The organism is Sphingomonas arabinosi (assembly GCF_036663715.1).
GTDB lineage: Bacteria > Pseudomonadota > Alphaproteobacteria > Sphingomonadales > Sphingomonadaceae > Sphingomonas.
In genome coordinates, this window is the sequence record NZ_JAXOJN010000007.1 from 127,705 (window position 1) to 147,669 (window position 19,965).

The following is a 19,965-nucleotide window of genomic DNA, read 5'->3' on the forward strand; positions in this document are numbered from 1 at the left end:
CAAAATGCGCCGTCAGTCAATGCCGAAGCAATACCGGTCTAGAACATTTGCGTCGGAATGTTGCAAATCGGCGTCACTACTGGCGGTCGCCATCTCCTTGCGATAGCGTGCGTACAAGAACGCAAGGGGGATCTGATGGAGAACACGCGACGGTCGTTGCTCGCCGGCTTGGGCGGCCTGGGCATGATACCATTCGTAACGACTCGGGCGCATGCCCGATCGGGCGCCGCCGCGGGCGCTTCGGCGACCGGTGCAGTGGTCCTGTCGACATGGGACTTCGGCGCCGCCGCCAACGCGGTGGCCTTCGCGCAACTCGCCAAGGGTGGATCGTTGATCGACGCGGTCGAGGCCGGCGCGATGGTACCCGAAGCCGACCCTACCAATCATAGCGTCGGCTATTCCGGCTATCCCGACCGCGACGGCCACGTCACGCTCGACGCGGTCATCATGGACGATGTCGGCGGTGTCGGCGCCGTTGCCGCGCTTGAGAACACGGTGCATGCGATCTCCGTCGCGCGCCGCGTGATGGAGCGGACGCCACACACTTTCCTCGTCGGCGAAGGCGCAACGCGGTTCGCGCGCGACCAGGGCTTCCCGCAACAATCGCTGCTGACCCCGGAATCGGAAAAGGCATGGCGCGAGTGGCTCAAGACCGCGAAATACCAACCCGAAGCCAATAGCGAGAACCGCATCACCCGTACGCCGGGCGGCGCGCTCGACCACGATACCATCGGCCTGCTCGCACGCACCGCCGACGGGCGGATGGCCGGCGCCTGCACGACATCGGGCATGGCGTTCAAGATGCGCGGGCGCGTCGGCGATTCGCCGCAGGTCGGATCGGGGCTGTACGTCGAGGCTGGTGTCGGCGGTGCTACCTCGACCGGGTTGGGCGAAGAAGTGACCCGTGTCGCCGGCTCGGCGCGCGTCGTCACGTCGATGCGCGGCGGGTCGACGCCGCAACAGGCCTGCGAAGAGGTCGTCCGGCATATCGCCAAGCTGCGCGGCGATGCGATCCGCGGCGTCCAGGTCGGCTTCCTCGCGCTGGATGCCAAGGGCAATGTCGGCGCGTTCTGCCTGCTGCCCGGCTTCACCTATGCGGTCACCGACGCGCGCGGCAAGACGACGGTGCTGAAGGCGCGGTCGCTGTTCCAGGCGTGAGCGGTCCGGAAGACATGGCGCGCGGCACACGACCGATTCTCGAAGTCTGCGTCGAGGACCTCCAAGGTGTCGACGCGGCGATCGCCGGCGGCGCGGATCGCATCGAATTGTGCGCAGCGCTCTCAGTCGGCGGACTCACGCCGCCCGCGTCCCTGATCCGGGCCGCGGCGTCGGCGTCGGACGCTTCGGCCGTACCCGTCCACCTTCTGGCGCGACCACGCGAAGGTGGCTTCGTCTATACACCACGCGAGCAGGCGCTGATCGCCGACGACATCCGCACCGCGGCCGACGCCGGATTGGCAGGGATCGTCATCGGTGCGCTCGATGCCGACCACCGGCTCGACCTGCCCGCACTCGCCGGCTGGGCGGCGCACGCCAAGTCGTTGGGCGATGCTCGCGGACGTCCGCTATCGCTGACGCTGCACCGCGCCTTCGACCTATGTCGCGACATGCCCGAAGCACTCGAGTCCGCCGTCACGCTCGGCTTCGACCGGATCCTGACCTCGGGCGGCACACCCAAGGCGATCGACGGGGTGGAGATGCTGGCGGCACTGCACCGACAAGCCGCCGATCGAATCATCGTGCTCGCAGGCAGCGGCGTCTCCCCGGAAACGTTGCCCACAATCCTCGCAACCGGTGTCCGCGAAGTCCACGCCTCTTGTCGCGCGCCCATCACGACCCCCGCCGATCCAGCCGAACTACGCTTCGGCTTCGCATCGGCGGGGCGGGCAGCGACGGATCGCGACGCGGTAGAGCGACTGGCGAACATGGTAGCCGGACATCCAACGCTTGAATAATACCAATCCATAACTTACTCAAACCGGTCTGGGTCGGGGTGCCTTTCGCTCCTCGCCGAACGCCAATCGAAGCGAGCCGCTATGCACGAAGCCTCCCCGCCTCCGATCACACCCCCGCCGATTGCGGAAGCGGCAACGTTGATGTTCCGCGAAGCTGCGGAATCGTCCGAAGCAGTCGCGCGGATGCTCGCTACCAACGCGGCGGCGTTCGCAGCGCTCGGTGCACGCCTCCGCGCCGCACCGCCTGCGGTCATCGTGACCTGCGCGCGCGGCTCGTCGGATCATTCGGCGGTCTACGGCAAATACCTGATCTGGACCAAGACCGGCATCCCGGTCGCCGCAGCAGCGCCATCGGTCGTGTCGATCTACGACGCACCGCTCGGCGCGCGGAACACGCTGTGCATCGCAGTGTCGCAGAGCGGGCGCAGTCCCGACCTGCTCGCCGCGGTCGCCGCGCAGAAGGCCGCCGGCGCGCATGTCGTCGCGTTCGTGAACGACGAGACCTCGCCGCTTGCCGAAACCGCCGACACGCTCATCCCGCTGTGCGCCGGACCGGAAAAGTCGGTCGCGGCGACCAAATCCTATATCTGCTCGCTCGCCGCCTTCGCCGCACTGACCGCCGAATGGGCCGACGACGATGCGCTGCGTAGCGCGGTCGCAGCGCTTCCCGCCGATCTCGCCCGCGCCTGGGCGCTCGACTGGTCGGACGCCGTCGCACCGCTGCGGACCGCGACCAATCTGTTCGTGATCGCGCGCGGCATGGGCTTCGGCATCGCCAACGAGGCAGCGCTGAAGATGAAGGAAACCTGCGCGCTGCATGCCGAATCGTTCAGTTCGGCCGAAGTCCGCCACGGCCCGATGCAGCTGGTCGAGGACGGCTTCCCGCTACTGGCGCTCGCGACCTCCGACGCGGCCGGCAACGGCGTGCGCGACGCGGCCCGCGAGTTCGCCGAGCGTGGCGCGGCGGTGTTGCTCGCCGATGCCGGGCTCGACGGCAGCAGCGACGACGGCGTCCTGCCTGCGCTGAAGGCCCATCCGGCGATCGAGCCGATCCTGATGATCCAGAGCTTCTATCGCATGGTCAACGCCCTCTCACTCGCGCGCGGGTTCAACCCCGACGCACCGTCGCATCTCAGCAAGGTGACGCGCACGCTATGACGATCTTCCGGTTTTCGAATGGCCATGTGGTCACTCCCACGGGCGTGCTGAACGACGCGACGATCGTCGTCGAGCACGGGCGCATCGCCCGGATCGGTGCGTCCGACAGCCAGGATTCGTCCGCCACGGCGATCGATCTCGACGGCGGCTGGCTGATGCCGGGCTTCGTCGATACGCAGGTCAACGGCGGCGGCGGCGTGCTGTTCAACGATACACCCACAGTCGAGGGCATCGCCGCAATCGGCGCGGCGCATCGTCCGTTCGGCACCACCGCTTTCCTGCCGACGCTGATCAGCGACACGCCCGACGTGATCGCGCTCGCGCTCGATGCGGTCGACGCGGCGATCCTCGCGGGCGTCCCCGGCGTGCTCGGCATCCATATCGAGGGCCCGGTGATCAGCCCCGCGCGCAAGGGCATCCACGACCCCACGCGCTTCCAGGATCTCGACGACGAGCTGCTCGCGCTGCTGACCCGCCCGCGTCTCGGCCGGGTCATGGTCACGCTCGCACCCGAACGCGTGACCGCGGCACAGATCGCGACGCTGACCGCGGCGGGCGTGCTCATCAGCATCGGCCATAGCGATGCTGACCACGCCACCGCGAGTGCCGGCATGGCCGCTGGCATCACCGGCGTGACGCATCTGTTCAACGCCATGTCACCGCTGGTCCACCGCGCCCCGGGCGTAGTCGGCGCGGTGCTCGACGATCAGGCGGTGTATTGCGGGATCATCGTCGACGGCTTCCATGTCGACGACGCCGTGCTGCGGATCGCGTTGCGCGCACGGCCGCACGACCGGTTCATGCTGGTATCCGACGCGATGCCGTGTGTCGGCGCGGCGGAGAAGTCGTTCGTGCTCCAGGGCCGCGAGATTTACGTCGAGGGTGGCCGCTGCGTCGGTGCCGACGGCACGCTGGCGGGCTCCGATCTCGACATGGCAGGCGCGGTCCGCAACACCGTCGACCGCCTGGGCGTCGCGCCCGAGATCGCGGCAGCGATGGCGGCGACCTATCCCGCGGCGTTCCTGCGGCTGTCGCAGGAGCGCGGCACGTTGCAGGTCGGCCGTACCGCCGACTGGGTCGTGCTCACGCGCGATCTGCATCCGGTCGGCACATGGATCGGCGGGGCGAGCGCGGCCTGACCGGTCGCGCCCAACCCATTCCCGCGCCCACTCCTTCCGGCATCGAGCCCATCCCTTCTGGTATCGAGCCCATCCCTTCTGGTATCGAGAACGCACCCATGGCCTCCATCCTCCTGACCTCGCCGATGCAGGGCTGGGCAACGCCGATCGACGAAGTGCCCGACGCGGTGTTTTCGGAGCGGATGCTGGGGGACGGCGTCGCGATCGATCCAACCGGCGACTGCCTCTACGCGCCCTGCGCCGCCACCGTGCTGACTTTGTTGCCGAGCGGCCACGCGATCACGCTCGCCACCCCAGAGGGGGCGGAGATCCTGATCCATATCGGCCTCGACACGGTCGCGCTCGGCGGACGCGGGTTCAGCCCGTGCGTCGCGGTCGGCGACACGGTCGAGCGCGGCGCGCCGCTGATCCGCCTCGATCTAGATTTGCTGGTGCAAGAGGCCCGTGCGGTCGTCACGCCGATCGTCGTCGTGAACCCCGACCGGTTCAGGATCGTCCATGCAGTCTCCAGCGAACTTGTCGCGATCGGCGATCCGCTGATGACGCTCGAACCCAGCGATGCGGTCGTACCCCGCGAGACGAGCCAGGACGGCACGACGCACGAACGCGCGGTCGTCGTTCCCCTGCCCCATGGCATCCACGCCCGCCCGGCCGCGCGCCTTGCCGCGACCGCCAAGCGCTTCGACGCCGACGTAACGCTCGCATGCGGCGACAAGACCGCCAACGTCCGCAGCCCGATCGCCCTGCTCGCACTCGCGATCCGCCGCGACGATACGATCGTCGTGACCGCAGTGGGCGCCGACGCCGCCACCGCACTCGCCGCCATCTGCGACCTGATCGAAAGCGGCATGGACGAGCCCGCCGAGGCTCCCGTCCGCGCGCCCACCGTCGCTCCCATGCCGCCCCGCCCAGCGGTCGACGGCGCGCTCACTGGCGTCACCGCGGCACCCGGCCTGGCAATCGGCCGAGCACGCTGGTTCCGTCCCGCCGATATCGTCGTCCCCGAACAGGGCGAAGGCATCGCCGTCGAGGAGGCACGCTTCGATGCGGCCGTCACCACGCTGTCGACCCGGTTCGCAGACCGCGCCCGCACGGCGACCGGTCCCGAGCGCGCGATCGTCGAGGCGCATGCGGCGATGCTCGAAGACCCCATGCTCCACGATACGACGCGCGGCGGCATCGCTCGCGGCGAGAGCGCAGGTCATGCCTGGCGCGCTGCGATCCGCCCACAGGCCGACGTGTTGCGCACCAGTACCGATCCGCGGCTTGCCGAGCGCGCCGACGACATGCTCGATCTCGAACGCCAGTTGCTCGCGCTGATCGCTGGCGTCGAGACCACGCCGCTGTCGTTCCCGCCCGACACGATCCTGCTCGCGGACGACCTGCTGCCGTCGCACGTCCTCTCGCTCGACCGCGCGAACATCGTCGGCTTCTGCGTCGAGCGCGGCGGCCCGACCTCGCACGTCGCGATCCTCGCCGCGACGATGGGCCTCCCCGCGTTGGTCGCGATCGGATCGCAATTGAACACCGTCGCCGACGACACGTCCGTAATCCTGGACGCCAGCGAAGGCCTGTTGCGGATCGATCCCGACGCCGACACGCTCGTCGCCACGCAGGTCCGGATCGTCCAGGCGCAGGTCCGCCGCACCGAAGCCCTCGCGCGGGCCGGCGAACCCTGCCGCATGGCCGACGGCACCCGGATCGAGGCGTTCGCGAATCTCGGCGCGCTTGGCGACGCGCACCTCGCGGTCGAGAACGGTGCGGAAGGCTCGGGCCTGTTGCGCACCGAATTCCTGTTCCTCGAACGCGATGCCGCGCCGACGGTCGCCGAACAGACCGCCGATTACCAGGCGATCGCCGACGCGCTCGACGGCCGCCCGCTGATCGTCCGCCTGCTCGACATCGGTGGAGACAAGCCCGCGCCGTATCTGCCGATGGCGCCGGAGGAAAACCCCGCACTAGGCTTGCGCGGCATTCGCGTCGGCCTCGCGCACCCGCAGATCCTGGAGGACCAGGTCCGTGCGATCCTGTCGGTAAAACCCGCCGGGCGGTGCCGGATCATGGTCCCGATGATCGCCAGCCTCGACGAACTGCGCGCCGTCCGCGCGGTGGTCGACCGCATCGCAGCCGAGATCGGCGTCGGCGACCGCGTCCCCGTCGGCGTGATGATCGAGACGCCCGCCGCCGCCGTCACCGCCGATTTGATTGCTGCGGAGGCCGATTTCCTGTCGGTCGGCACCAACGACCTCACGCAGTACACGCTGGCGATGGACCGCGGCAACGCAGCGGTCGCGAGCGGGATCGACGGGTTGCACCCCGCCGTCCTCCGGCTGATCGCGCAGACCTGCAAGGGCGGTGCGGTGCATGGCCGCTGGACCGGCGTGTGCGGCGGGCTGGCCTCCGACCCGCTCGCCGTTCCCATCCTGATCGGGCTCGGCGTCACCGAACTCTCGTCCGCACCCGCGCTCGTGCCCGAGATCAAGGCGCTGGTCGCCACGCTGACGATGGAGGCGTGCCGCGCGCATGCCGCCGCCGCGCTGCAGTGCGGGTCCGCCGCCGACGTCCGCTCGCTCGCTCGGGAGTTCACCGCATGAAATCGATCCTCGAAGCCCTCCAGCCGCTCGGCCGCGCGCTGATGCTGCCGATTGCGGTGCTGCCGATCGCCGGCCTGCTGCTCCGCCTCGGCCAGCCCGACCTGCTCGACATCGCCTTCGTCAGCGCGGCGGGCGACGCGATCTTCTCGCATCTCGGGCTGCTGTTCGCGATCGGCGTCGCCACCGGGTTCGCGCGCGACGGCAACGGTGCCGCGTGCCTTGCCGGCGTCGTATGCTTCCTGGTCGCGACGGAGGCGGGCAAAGTCCTGATCACCGTCGCGCCCGAAGTATCGGCAGGGCTGACCGGCGTCTCAGCCGACCTCGCGATCGCGGCGTGGAAGGCCAAGGCGATGGCGCGGCTCGACGTGCCGATCGGCATCCTGTCGGGGCTCGCGGGCGGGACGCTCTACAATCGCTATTCGACGATCAAGCTACCCGAATATCTCGCCTTCTTCGGCGGGCGCCGGTTCGTACCCATCGTCAGCGGCGTGGCGGGTCTCGTGCTCGCGGCCGTGTTCGGCTTCGGCTTCACGCTGCTGAGTCAGGGCGTCGACCTATTGAGCGTCGCGATCACCGGCAGCGGCGCGATCGGCGTGTTCGTATTCGGGCTGCTCAACCGCCTGCTGCTCGTCACCGGGCTGCATCATCTGCTCAACAACATCGTCTGGTTCGTCGCCGGCGATTACCAGGGCACCTCGGGCGACCTTCGCCGGTTCTTCGCAGGCGATCCCACGGCCGGAATCTTCATGGCCGGGTTCTTCCCGGTGATGATGTTCGGCCTGCCCGCCGCGTGCCTCGCCATGTACCACGCCGCGAAGCCCGAGCGGCGCAAAGCAGTAGGCGGCATGTTGCTCAGCCTCGCGCTCACCTCCGCGCTGACCGGCGTGACCGAGCCGATCGAGTTCAGCTTCATGTTCCTCGCGCCCGTGCTGTACGCGGTTCACGCGGTGCTGACCGGCCTGTCGATGGCGTTGATGGACCTGCTCGGCGTCAAGATGGGCTTCGGCTTCTCGGCGGGACTGCTCGACTATGTCCTGAACTTCGGCAAGGCGACGCGACCGCTCGTCCTGCTGCCGGTCGGCGCGGTGTATTTCGTGCTGTACTACGGGCTGTTCCGCTTCTTCATTCGCAAGTTCGACCTCGCGACGCCCGGACGTGAAGCCGAGACCGTCGCTGCGGTAGCGCCTCCCGCGGCAGGCGGCCGTGGTGCGGCGTTCGCGGAGGCGCTCGGCGGCCAGGCGAATCTGACGACGGTGAGCGCCTGCACGACGCGGTTGCGGCTGATCGTGGTCGACCAGTCCGCGGTCGACGACGCCGCGCTCAAGGCACTCGGCGCACGCGGCATCCTGCGCCCGTCGAACTCCGCGCTTCAGGTCGTGCTCGGGCCGATCGCAGACGTCGTCTCGATGGAAATTCGCGATGCTTTGGCGCTGGGTGGCGATGTGGCGATCAAGCCTGCCGCGGCTGTCGCGGAGGATACGATCAGTCTTTCCTCGGCAACCGAGAATGCGCTGGGAGGGGCGACGAATGTCCTGGCCGCTAGCCGCCATACCGGGCGACTGCGCGTCGAACTGGGCGATATCGCGCTGGCGGACGAGGCGGCGCTTGTGAAGCTCGGTATCCGCGCAATCGCCCGGCCCACGCCCGGCCAGCTTCATATGCTGGCGACCGACGCAGTCCTGACGACGCTGGCCCGATAATCCGCTGATCCTCCCCCGCCAGGGGGAGGATTGAGCGTTTAGCGATATTCAGCGCGCTAACGGCTCCATCGCAACCCCACCGAGAATCCCCGAAGCCCCGTCCGCGGCGGCTTCCACCACAAGCACGATCTGGCGCACCCCGCCGCCCGCCGGCAACGCCGCCTCGAGCGGCCCCGCCTCCACCCCAGTCTTCGACGCAAGCCGCCGGCCATCGACCCACAACTCGGCCTTCCCCGCGATCGAAGCGAAACGGATCGTGCCGCCCTCCGCACCGATCCGCCGCCACGGCGTCACGCTCGCGCGATACAGCCGCCAACGCCCCTCCGCCGCCGCCTGCACCGGCGTGCCGCTCCGCACGAACGCCCAGCTGTTATTGTCCCCATCGATCGGCGCCAGCGAAGGATCCGGCCGCGCTGCGAACGCCGGAGAGCGCCGCCACTCGCGGATCGCCTGCCCACCATAGGTCGCAGGCACCTGCGCACGCGGTACGATCGCAGCCCGGTCGATCACCAGACGCGCAGGCTTGAGCCCCGGCGCGGTCGCGGTCATCACGATCCGCCCTCGCCCTGCCCCCGCCTGCACGATCACCTGCGCCAGCCCGTTGAACAACGACCGCGCATTGCCCTTCTCCGGCTCATGGCTATTCGGATCGCCATTGCCGACCCCGATGATCGCCGCGCCATCGACCGAGAACCGCGTCGGCAGATTGGCGGTCGGAACATGCCGCCCCGCAGCATCGATCGCATCGATCGTCACCGGCTGCGTATCCTCGTCGTCGCCCGCCATCACGGTCCGCGCCGGGGTCAGTCGCAGCGCGACCGGCTTGCCCACAGTCTCGTGCGACGCCGTCGCGACGACCTTGCCGCCGCGCATCGCGACAACCTTGATCCGCCCCGCTGCGTAAGGCACGCTGAACTCGTTCCCCATGATCCGGTCGACCGCCTGCTCGCCGACCTTCCGATCGTTCAACCGCAACTCGACCCGCTCGGCATTGCTCATCACCAGCACGACGACCGGCTGCCCCTCACGCCCCGGCCACGTCCAGTGCGGCGTCAGGCTCACGACCGGCACATCATCCACCCAGTGCGCACGGTGGATATCGAACGCAGTCTTCGGGAACCCACACAGGTCGAGGATGCCAAAGAAACTGGAGATCGTGGGCCATTCATGCGGCGTCGGTTCGCCGTGATAATCGAACCCGGTCCACACGAAACCACCCGCGACGAACGGGCGGTCGGCGATCTTCTTCCACGTCGCGCGGTGCGTATCGCCCCAGCTCGCCGCCTCGACGTCGTAGGACGACTGGACATGCGCCGCCGGATCGCTCGCGAACGCGCCGCGCGTTTCATACGCACTGGTATCCTCCGAGCTCGTCATCGGCTTGGTCGGATTGAGCTTGTGGAAGCGATCGTAGTCGCCCTGGTAATAATTGAACCCGACGACGTCGAAAATGCTCGACACGTTGATCGGATCGAAGAACGCGCCGTTCATCGCACCCGTCACCGGCCGGCTGTCGTCGAGCGCATGCGCCGCGTGCGCCATTCGCCGGAGCATCTCGACGCCCGCCTCGGTGCCCTGCATCGGCTCCTCGTTGAACACCGACCACAGGATGACGCTCGGGTGGTTGCGGTCGCGGCGCACCATCCATTCGAGCTGAGCCATGTAATCCGGCGCAGGATTGAACTGGCGGTTCTCGTCCATCACGACGAATCCCATCTCGTCGCACAGGTCGAGCAGTTCGGCGGCAGGCGCATTGTGCGAACAACGGATCGCGTTGCAGCCCATCGCCTTCAACCGCTCCAACCGCCAGCGCAGTAGTGCATCGGGGATCGCGGTGCCGACGCCGGCATGATCCTGATGCAGGCACACGCCCTTCAGCTTCACCGACTTGTCGTTGAGCAGGAAGCCCTTGTCGGCATCGAACCGGATCGTACGGAAGCCGACCGGGATGCGCCGCTCATCGACGATCGCCCCGTCGCGCAGGACGTGCGTCACGACGGTAAAGAGCGTCGGCGTCTCGATCGACCAAAGGCGCGGTGCAGGCACGGCGAGCGTCAGCGTCGCGGTCGCGCGCTCGAGCGACAGGACCGTCGCGGTTGCCTGCGCCCCCACCACGCGCTTGCCGTCGGGATCGAGCAGCGCGACGTCCACCGTCACGCCGACCGACGCACGATCGATGCTGCCGAGCGTCACCGCCACCGGCACGCTCCAAGCGCCGTCAGCACCCCGCCTCGGATCGCAGTGCACGCCGTCCGTCACGATCGCCACGGCCGCACGTCGGATCAGCCACGCATGGCGATAGATCCCCGCGCCTTCGTACCACCAGCCCTCCATCGCCTGCGCGTCGACACGCACCGCGATGACGTTCAGGTCGTCGCCGAACCGCGCGAACGGCGTCAGGTCGATCTCGAGGCTGTTATACGCCGACCAATTATGCGCGACGATGCTGCCGTTGACCCAGACCGTCGCGTTGGTCGCGATCCCGTCGAACTGCAGCCCGATCGTCTTGCCACGGTCCGCTGGGTCGAGCCTAAGCGTCCGCCGGTACCAGCCGATGCCCCTCGCGCGATAGCCTTGCGAAATGTTGGCGGTCTTCACGAACGGCTGCGCGGACGCCCAGTCGTGCGGCAGGCGAACCGACTGCCAGTCCGAATCGTCATACGCCATCGCCGCCGCACCCAGCGCATTGCCCGCCTTCACGCTCAGATACGTCGCGTTATGACCGTCGGGCGCGGGCGCGATCACATCCCCTTCGTGGAACAGCCACCCCCGCTCGATCAGCGTCCGCGACGGATCCTGCACCAGCGCGAGCGACGGCAAGGTCCGCGACGGCTGCGGCATCGGCAGCGCACCAGCCGATCCCTGCGCCTTGACGCTGGCCGCAAACCCGGTCTCGATCGGCCCCACGACCAAAGAAGCACCCGCACCCGCCGTGCCAACAAGAAGCTCACGTCGGTTCATCGAATGCTCTCGGTATTGAAGGTCAGATATCGGCGAGTTCGGCGACGAAGTCATACGCATCGCCGCGGTAATAGGAGCGCGTGAACTCCGCAGCCCGGCCATCGCGCAGGAACCCGCGACGCTCGATCAACAGACCGGCATGGCCCGCGTCGACGCCCAGCATGCGCGCATGTTCGCTTCCGAAAGGGACCGCCCTCAACCGTTGCAACGCGCGTACCGGACGACTGCCCGCAGTCTCGAGCGCGGTGTAGAGCGAGTCGTCGACCACTTCGATCGACGGCAGGCAATATCCCGCGATCGTCGAGAATTCGAGCGCCATCGCCTCTTCGTCGGCATAGCGGATGCGGTTGAAGCGGAACACCGCGGCGCCCGGCGACAACCCCAGCGCCATCGCTTCCTCCGGGTTCACCTGCCCCGCCGAGCGCGAGATCCAGCTGCTGCTCGACGTTCGCCCGCGCGCCGCCATGTCCTCGCTGAACGACGACAGTTTCGAGAAGCTCTTCTCGACGCGCCCGGCGACGAACGTCCCTGCGCCACGCCTGCGCGTGAGAAGCCCCTCCTCGACCAGCCCGCCGATCGCTTTGCGCACGGTGATCCGCGATACGTCGTACTCGATCGCCAGATCGCGCTCGGCCGGGATCGCATTGCCTTGTACCAACAGCTTCTCGCCGATCGCGTTGCGGATCAGTTCCTGCAACTGGAGGTATAGCGGCGATGGATTTCCCTTGCGAAAGCGTCCGATGTCATCGGAAAACGCCATGTATTCCCCCTCCGACCGGCAGCTCAAAGCGAGCCTTGCCGTGTCCCTTACGGCAGCCTAGCCAAGGACCACGCGCTGGGCAACCAGACTAAATCCATGGGCCATATTGGTACGTCTCAGGACTGCGTCGACTGCGATCTTCAGTCAGAGCAGGACAACCTAGCTGTCAAATGACGGGGTTGTGTCTGGACTTATATTGGTTACATTCCTCGACCAGCGGCCGTCAGGAGCCGATACAGGGAGCAGTCGACATGCGTGCAACCGCGAACCGAAATGCCGGGCGCTTGCTGGCGGCGACGGCGCTGCTTCCCGCCTTTCTCTGCGCGACCCCGGCCCAGGCGCAGGACCGCCTGCCACTGGTACCGCAACCATCGGCAATCACGCGCACCGCCGGCAGCTTCACGATCGCCAACGGCGCGACGATCGCGGCGGATGCGTCCGACAAGGGTGCCACCGCAGCCGCGCGCCTGCTCATCGCCCATGTGAAGACCGAGCGCGGGCTTGCTCTCCAGACGTCGCCGAACGGCACGATCCGTTTCGTCCGCGATGCCGCGATCAAGGGCGCCGAAGCGTACCGGCTGACCGTCGACGCGTCCGGCGCGAAGATCACGGCATCGGGCGACGCCGGGCTTCTCTACGGCGCGATGACGCTCGCCCAGCTCATCAGTCCCGATCGCGCGTTCGGCCAGCCGGTCCGCATCCCGGCGGTCACGATCGACGACGCCCCGCGCTTCGGCTGGCGCGGGCTGATGGTCGACACCGCGCGGCATTTCCAGTCGCTGCCCTCGATCTACGCGATCGTCGACCAGATGGCGTCGGTGAAGCTCAACACGCTGCACCTCCATCTGTCGGACGATCAGGGCTGGCGCTTCGAAGTGAAGGCCTATCCCAAGCTCACCGAGATCGGCAGCATCCGCACCAGCCCCTCGACCGGCGAAAAGCCCGGCACGCGCGTCGGCGGTTTCTATACGCAGGACGAACTGCGCAAGCTCGTCGCCTACGCCGCCGAACGCGGGATCGTGATCGTCCCCGAGATCGACCTCCCCGGTCATGCTCAGGCGCTCGTCGCGGCCTATCCAGACCTCGGCGTGATCGGCGACACGCCCGAGGTCAGCAACGCATGGGGCGTGAACCCCTACCTCTTCAATCCCGGCCCCAAGGGCATCGCCTTCGTCAAGACGGTGCTCGACGAACTCATGGCGGTGTTCCCGGGCACCTATATCCACCTCGGCGGCGACGAGGCGGTCAAGGACCAATGGGAACGCAGCCCCGAGGTGCAGGCGCAGATGGCGAAGCTCGGCATCAAGGACGAGAACGGCCTGCAAAGCTGGATGATCGACCAGTTCGGCACCTATCTGGCCAGCAAGAAGCGTCGCCTGATCGGCTGGGACGAGATCCTCGAGGGCGGCCTGCCCGCGTCTGCCTCGGTGATGTCGTGGCGCGGCGAGAAGGGCGCGGTGGAGGCCGCGAACCAGAACCACGACGTCGTGCTGTCGCCCGCACCGACGCTGTATTTCGACAGCCTGCAAAGCGACCGGCGCGACGAACCGCCCGGCCGCCTCTCGATCCAGTCGCTCGCAACGGTCTATAACTACGAGCCGATGCCGGCGGGGATCGGCCCGAACAAGGCGCAGCACGTGCTCGGTGCGCAGGCCAATCTGTGGAGCGAATACATCGTCACGCCGTACCAGATGCAGCACCTGATCTTCCCGCGCGCCGCTGCGCTCGCGGAGATCACCTGGTCGGGCAAGGACAAGCGCGATTTTGCCGGCTTCCTCGACCGGGTACAGCCGCAGATCCAGCGCTGGCGCGAGTCCGGGCTAGAGGTCGCGGACAGTGCGTTCGCGGTCGGCTACACGCTCGACGGCACGCGCGGCGATGCGCTCCGCACCAACCGCGCGAAAGTCGTCCTCGCCACGCAGGCCCCCTACGGCACGATCCGCTACACGCTCGACGGCAAGGTGCCGACCGCACGCTCGCCCGCCTACACCGCGCCGCTCTCGGTGAAGCCCGGCGTGTCGATCCGCGCCGCCGCGTTCGATGCGAGTGGCCAGCCGGTCGCCGAACCCCGCCTGTTCGAGACCGGGCGCCAGGCGCTGCTGACCCGCACCGCGTCCGACATGATCGCATGCCCCGAGGGATCTCTCGGCCTGCGCTTGCCGTTGACGTCCGAAGCGCAAGGCAATGCCCCGGTGTTCAACGCCGACATCTTCGACACCTGCACCGCCTACCCCGCCGCGCCGCTGGATGTCGCAAAGGGGTTCACGATCGATATCGCCCGCCTGCCGCGAAACTGGGGCCTAGCGCACGACTTCAAAAAGGTCCGCCAACATTACAACGTGACGCCGCACGGCGAGCTGCTCGTGCTGGTCGGCTGCACCGTAAAGGGCGCGAAACCGGTGATCGCGGGCACCTTCCCGCTGCCTGATCCGAAGACCGCGCCGACCCGCTTCACCGTGAAGGGCGCGCTTCCGGCGATCACCGGAGACCGTGACATCTGCCTCCAACTCACCTCCCCCACGTCCGACCCGTTCTACGCGGTCGAACGCATGACCCTGTCGGAGACACGCTGATGCGTCGCTGGTTCGTCCTTCCCCTGATCGCCCTCGCCGCGCCTGCGCTCGCATCGCCCAAGACCGTCGTCCCGCTCGACGGCGCGTGGCAGGTGCGGATCGATCCGACCGACACCGCCGCGACCGCCGCACACAAGCGCGAGGCCAAGTGGCTGACGGCGACCGTCCCCGGCTCGGTGCAGCAGGACCTGATCGCGGCGCACCGCGTGCCCGATCCGTTCAAGGGCACCAACGAGGCGGCGATCCAGTGGGCCGGGCTGACCAAGTGGCAGTTCCGCCGCGTGCTCGACGTCACCCCGGCGATGCTCGAGCGCAATCACCTCGACCTCGTGTTTGACGGGCTCGACACGTTCGCGACGGTTAGCGTCAACGGCAAGGCGCTGCTCATCACCGACAACGCGCACCGGCGCTGGCGCGTGGATGCGAAGTCCGCGCTGAAGGCCGGCCGCAACGAGGTGCTCGTGACGATCGCCTCGCCGATCCGCACGCTCCAGCCGATGGTGCTCGCGCAGAAGAACACGCTGCCCGGTGAATATGACAGTGCGTTCGGCGACGAGCCGAAGGGCAAGCAGACCTCGCCCTATATCCGCAAACCCAAATATCATTACGGCTGGGACTGGGGTCCCCGCATCGTCAACACGGGTATCTGGCGGCCGGTCCGCCTGGAGATCTGGGACGACGCGCGGATCGACACGCTGCGCGTCGACCAGGAAGCACTGACACCGACCGAGGCACGACTGACGGCCAAGCTCGACGTCGCCGTCGAGACGCCCGGTGTTGCGACGATCCGCGCCGCGGTCACCGGGCCGGACGGCAAGACGGTTTCGGTCGACCGGACGGTGACGCTCGCGGCTGGCAACAACGTGGTGACGATCCCGCTGACGATCGCCGATCCCAAGCGCTGGCAGCCGATCGGCTACGGCGCGCAGCCGCTCTATACCGTCACCGCATCGCTCGGCGGCGCGGCGCCGACGCCCGAGGACAGCGTGACGAAGCGGATCGGCCTGCGCACCGTAGAGCTGATCCGCAAGGACGGCAGCTTCGGGTTCAAGGTCAACGGCACGCCCATTTTCGCCAAGGGCGCGAACATCATTCCGTTCGACAGTTTCCCGTCGCGCGTGACGCCCGCCTATATGGAGATGATCCTGAAGGGCGCGCGCGACGCCAACATGAACATGGTCCGCATCTGGGGCGGCGGCTATTATCTCGACGACGCGTTCTACGACATCGCCGACCGGATGGGCCTGATGGTGTGGCAGGACTTCATGTTCGGCGGCTCCGTCACGCCGCCGGACGCCGCCTTCCGCGAGAACGTCCGGGTCGAGGCCGAGGAACAGGTCGCGCGGCTGCAGGCGCATCCGTCGATCGTGCTGTGGGCGGGCAACAACGAAGTGCAGGCCGGCTGGGACAACTGGTCCGATCGGAAAGCGTTCAAGAAGGCGGTCGGCCCCGACGAGCAGGAGCGGATCGGCACCGGCATGACCGTGTTGTTCGACCGCGTGCTGCGCGATGCGGTCCTGAAGAAGTCGCCGGGCACGCCCTATTGGCCAGGCTCGCCGTCGAGCGACTACGAGGGGCCGACCGACACCGACAAGGACGGCGACCGCCATTTCTGGGACGTCTGGTCGGGCTCCAAGCCGGTCGAGCGCTATCTCGACAGCTGCCCGCGCTTCATGTCCGAATACGGCTTCCAGTCGATGCCCGACCTGTCGACGATCCGCGAATTCGCCGGCAAGGGCGCACTCGCCGCCGACAGCCCGGTGATGAAGGCACACCAGAAGTTCCTCGCCGGCGAAGGCAACGAACGGCTGATGATGTACCTGCGCGATCGGTTGCGCCCCGCGCGCGACTTCGCCGATCTCGTCTACCTGACGCAGGTCAACCAGGCCGAGGCGATCCGCATCGCAGCCTCGCATCACCGCGCCTGTCGCCCGGTGACGATGGGCTCGCTCTACTGGCAGTTGAACGACGTCTGGCCCTCGATCAGCTGGGCCAGCATCGATCACGCCGGCCGCTGGAAGCTGCTCAACTATGCCGCCCGGCGGTTCTTCGCGCCGCAAGCGATCGTCGCCGAGCATAAGGACGGCGCGACCCGCATCTCGCTGATCTCCGACGCGACGACGCCGACCGACGCGCACTGGCGGGTGCGGACGATGGCGATGGACGGCACCGTGTCGAAGGACACCAATGCCGCCCTGTCGCTACCGCCGCTATCCTCGACCCTGGCCGCGACGCTGTCCGACGACGCCCTGTTCGGTGCCGCGCCGCCGGCCGCAAGCTATGCGGTCGCCGAACTGCTCGTCGGCGATACGGTCGCCAGCCGCGCGATCATCGAACGCGCGCTCCCGAAGGACATGGCCTATCCAGATCCGGGCCTGAGCGTCCGCTGGACCGGTAACGACGTGCAGATCACCGCAAAGAACTTTGCCCGCGCGGTCATGCTCGATTTCGGCGCGGTCGCAGCCCAGCCCTCCGACGACGGCTTCGACCTGCTGCCGGGCGAGAGCGTCACCATCCATGTCGTCTCCGACGCCTCCGCCGCCACCTTACGGAAGGCGCTTACCCTGAGGACCCTCGCCCGATGATCTGGCTCCTGCTCGCATCCGCCGATCCCGTCGCCACCGCCGTCGCGCAAATGTCGCTCGAACAAAAGGCGGCGCAGTTGCAGAGCACCGCGCCCGCCGATCCGAAGGCCGGCCTGCCCGCATACGACTGGTGGAACGAAGGGCTCCACGGCCTCGCGCGCAACGGCCACGCGACCGTCTTCCCGCAGGCGATCGGCATGGCCGCGACCTGGGACACCGCGCTCGTTGCGAAGATCGGCGACGTCGTCGCGACCGAAGCGCGCGCACGCTTCAACGCGCAGGACGTCGGCGCGAACCGGAAAATCTACGAGGGGCTGACGATCTGGTCGCCCAACATCAACATCTTCCGCGACCCACGCTGGGGCCGCGGGCAGGAGACCTATGGCGAGGACCCGTACCTCACCGGCCGGCTGGGCGTCGCGTTCATCGGCGGGTTGCAAGGCCCCGACCCGCTCCACCCCAAGGTCATCGCCACCCCCAAGCACTTCGCGGTGCACAGCGGCCCCGAAGCCGGGCGCGACAGCTTCGACGTCGATCCCAGCCCGTACGATCTGGAAGCGACCTACTTCCCCGCATTCCGGCTCGCCGTTACAGAGGGCAAGGCGCAGTCGCTGATGTGCGCGTACAACTCGATCCACGGCGTCCCCGCCTGCGCCTCCGCACCGCTGATGATCGACCGGCTCCGGCGCGATTGGGGGTTCAAGGGCTTCACCGTGTCGGATTGCGACGCGGTCGCCAACATCCACCTCTACCATCACTACCGCCTCGACGGCCCAGCCGCCGCCGCCGCCGCGATCAAGGGCGGAACCGACCTGAATTGCGGTAACGCCTATGCCGGCCTCCCCGCCGCGGTCCGCCAGGGCCTCGTCACCGAAGCCGAAGTCGACACCGCACTGATCCGCTCGCTCGAAGCGCGCCGCGCGCTCGGCACCGTGTTCGGCGCGGCCAATCCGTGGCGCAGCATCGGCACCGACCAGGTCGACACCCCCGCGCACCGTGCGCTGGCGCTGGACGCGGCACGGAAATCGATCGTCCTGCTCAAGAACGACGTTAACCGCCTGCCGTTGAAGCCCGGCAGCCGGATCGCGGTGATCGGTGCTGACGCCGACGATCTCGGCGTGCTGCAAGGCAATTACCACGGCACCGCAGTCGCGCCCGTTACCCCGCTGGAGGGCATCCGCAAGCAGTTCGGCGCCGCCAACGTCCGGTACGCGCAAGGCTCTTCGCTCGCCGACGGTGCGGCCGTACCCGTCCCCGAGACCGTCTTCGCCGGCGGTCTGAAGACCGAGTATTTCGCGGCACAAGCCGGCGTCGGCGCCCCGACGCTGACGCGCACCGACCGCCACATCGACATCGACCACAACCGCTCGAGCCCCGACCCCGGTCTCGCCAAGACGTTCGGCGTGCGCTGGACCGGCACCTTCACGCCCCCCGCCGCCGGCACCTATCCGCTGGTCGTCGATGTCCCCGCCTGCTGGAAGGATTGCTCGACGCACGACGCGGTCCGGCTCTGGATCGGCGACCGCCAGCTCTCCGCCGGCGAGGTCAAGAAGGGCCGCGTCGAGGTCACGCTGACCAGCGACGGCAAGCCCGTCCCGTTCCGCCTCGAACTCGATCACCGCAGCGACGACGAAGGCATCCGTCTGCTCTGGAGCCCACCCGCACAGCCGTTGCTCGACCAGGCCGTAGCGACCGCCCGCGACGCCGACGTGATCGTCGCCGTGATGGGCCTGTCGCCCGATCTCGAAGGCGAAGCGCTCTCGGTCAGCGTCCCCGGCTTCGTCGGCGGCGACCGCACCGACATCGGCCTGCCGCTCGCGCAAGTCCGCCTGCTCGAAGCGCTGAAGGCCACCGGCAAGCCCGTCGTCCTCGTCCTCACCAGCGGCAGCGCGGTCGCGGTCGACCCGGCATCGGCCGACGCAATCCTCGCCGCCTGGTATCCCGGCCAGTCCGGCGGCACTGCGATCGCCGAGACGCTGGCGGGGCTCAACAACCCGTCCGGCCGCCTCCCCGTCACCTTCTACAAAACCACCAGCGACCTGCCCGCGTTCACCGATTACACCATGAAGGAGCGCACCTATCGCTACTTCACCGGTACACCGCTCTGGGGCTTCGGCCACGGCCTGAGCTACACCAACTTCGCCTACACCGCGACGAAACCCAAGCTCAGCGTCGCCGCCGGACAACCGCTGACCGTCACCGCCAAGCTGTCGAACTCGCGCAACCGCGCCGGCGAGGAAGTGGTCCAGGCCTATCTCATAGCGCCCGCCGCGAAGCCCGGCGGATCGACCACCCCCGTCCTCCAGCGCCAGCTCGTCGGCTTCGGCCGCGTCGCGCTCAAGCCCGGCCAGTCGCGCACCCTGCCGATCACGATCGATCCCCGATCGATGAGCAGCGTCGCGCGCGACGGCACGCGGACGATCGTCCCCGGCGCCTACCGTCTCTACATCGGTGGCGGCCAGCCCGGCGACGGCGCCGGCCAGTGGAGCGACCTGACGATCACCGGCGCGACGGTGGAGCTGCCCAAGTGAGCGCCTCGA

General features: G+C 68.2%; 11 protein-coding genes. 9 read left to right on the forward strand and 2 right to left on the reverse strand.

Going from position 1 to position 19,965, the window contains the following annotated elements; all coding sequences use genetic code 11:
• Positions 1-135: 135 nt before the first annotated feature.
• The 6 genes from U1708_RS13220 (at position 136) to nagE (ending at position 8,546) form a co-directional block, all read left to right on the forward strand.
• Entirely contained in the window at positions 136-1,158 is a 1,023-nt protein-coding gene (locus U1708_RS13220; RefSeq protein ID WP_332746317.1) for a glycosylasparaginase, read from the forward strand.
• On the forward strand, positions 1,155-1,955 hold the full coding sequence (locus U1708_RS13225) for a copper homeostasis protein CutC (protein WP_332746318.1): 801 nt from the start codon (positions 1,155-1,157) through the stop codon (positions 1,953-1,955). Before U1708_RS13220 ends, U1708_RS13225 begins: the two co-directional genes overlap by 4 nt.
• A 141-nt stretch (positions 1,956-2,096) precedes the next feature.
• Entirely contained in the window at positions 2,097-3,113 is a 1,017-nt protein-coding gene (locus U1708_RS13230; RefSeq protein ID WP_332746319.1) for an SIS domain-containing protein, read from the forward strand.
• Positions 3,110-4,252 (forward strand): N-acetylglucosamine-6-phosphate deacetylase, encoded by a 1,143-nt coding sequence (nagA, locus tag U1708_RS13235; RefSeq protein ID WP_443030048.1) that lies wholly within the window; start codon positions 3,110-3,112, stop codon positions 4,250-4,252. Before U1708_RS13230 ends, nagA begins: the two co-directional genes overlap by 4 nt.
• 98 nt (positions 4,253-4,350) lie before the next feature.
• Positions 4,351-6,846 carry a phosphoenolpyruvate--protein phosphotransferase gene (gene ptsP, locus U1708_RS13240; protein ID WP_332746321.1) on the forward strand — a complete coding sequence of 832 codons (2,496 nt, stop codon included), beginning with the start codon at positions 4,351-4,353 and terminating at the stop codon, positions 6,844-6,846.
• On the forward strand, positions 6,843-8,546 hold the full coding sequence (gene nagE, locus U1708_RS13245) for an N-acetylglucosamine-specific PTS transporter subunit IIBC (protein WP_332746322.1): 1,704 nt from the start codon (positions 6,843-6,845) through the stop codon (positions 8,544-8,546). Before ptsP ends, nagE begins: the two co-directional genes overlap by 4 nt.
• Before the next feature lie 48 nt (positions 8,547-8,594).
• Here nagE and galA read toward each other — a convergent pair whose 3' ends face one another.
• On the reverse strand, positions 8,595-11,507 hold the full coding sequence (galA, locus tag U1708_RS13250; RefSeq protein WP_332746323.1) for a beta-galactosidase GalA: 2,913 nt from the start codon (positions 11,505-11,507) through the stop codon (positions 8,595-8,597).
• 22 nt (positions 11,508-11,529) lie between these two features.
• Positions 11,530-12,267: a GntR family transcriptional regulator gene (locus U1708_RS13255; RefSeq protein WP_307084017.1), complete on the reverse strand. Its 738-nt coding sequence runs from the start codon at positions 12,265-12,267 to the stop codon at positions 11,530-11,532.
• A 251-nt stretch (positions 12,268-12,518) separates the two neighbouring features.
• Here U1708_RS13255 and U1708_RS13260 point away from each other — a divergent pair, with 251 nt between their 5' ends.
• Genes U1708_RS13260 through U1708_RS13270 form a run of 3 tightly spaced genes read left to right on the forward strand, consistent with a single transcriptional unit; the run spans position 12,519 to position 19,956 of the window.
• Positions 12,519-14,840, forward strand: coding sequence for a beta-N-acetylhexosaminidase (locus U1708_RS13260; RefSeq protein WP_332746324.1), 2,322 nt, complete (start codon positions 12,519-12,521; stop codon positions 14,838-14,840).
• Entirely contained in the window at positions 14,840-17,425 is a 2,586-nt protein-coding gene (locus tag U1708_RS13265; protein WP_332746325.1) for a beta-mannosidase, read from the forward strand. The genes U1708_RS13260 and U1708_RS13265 overlap by 1 nt, the downstream gene beginning before the upstream one ends.
• Positions 17,422-19,956 (forward strand): glycoside hydrolase family 3 C-terminal domain-containing protein, encoded by a 2,535-nt coding sequence (locus tag U1708_RS13270; RefSeq protein WP_332746326.1) that lies wholly within the window; start codon positions 17,422-17,424, stop codon positions 19,954-19,956. Before U1708_RS13265 ends, U1708_RS13270 begins: the two co-directional genes overlap by 4 nt.
• The last annotated feature ends 9 nt before the right edge of the window (positions 19,957-19,965 follow it).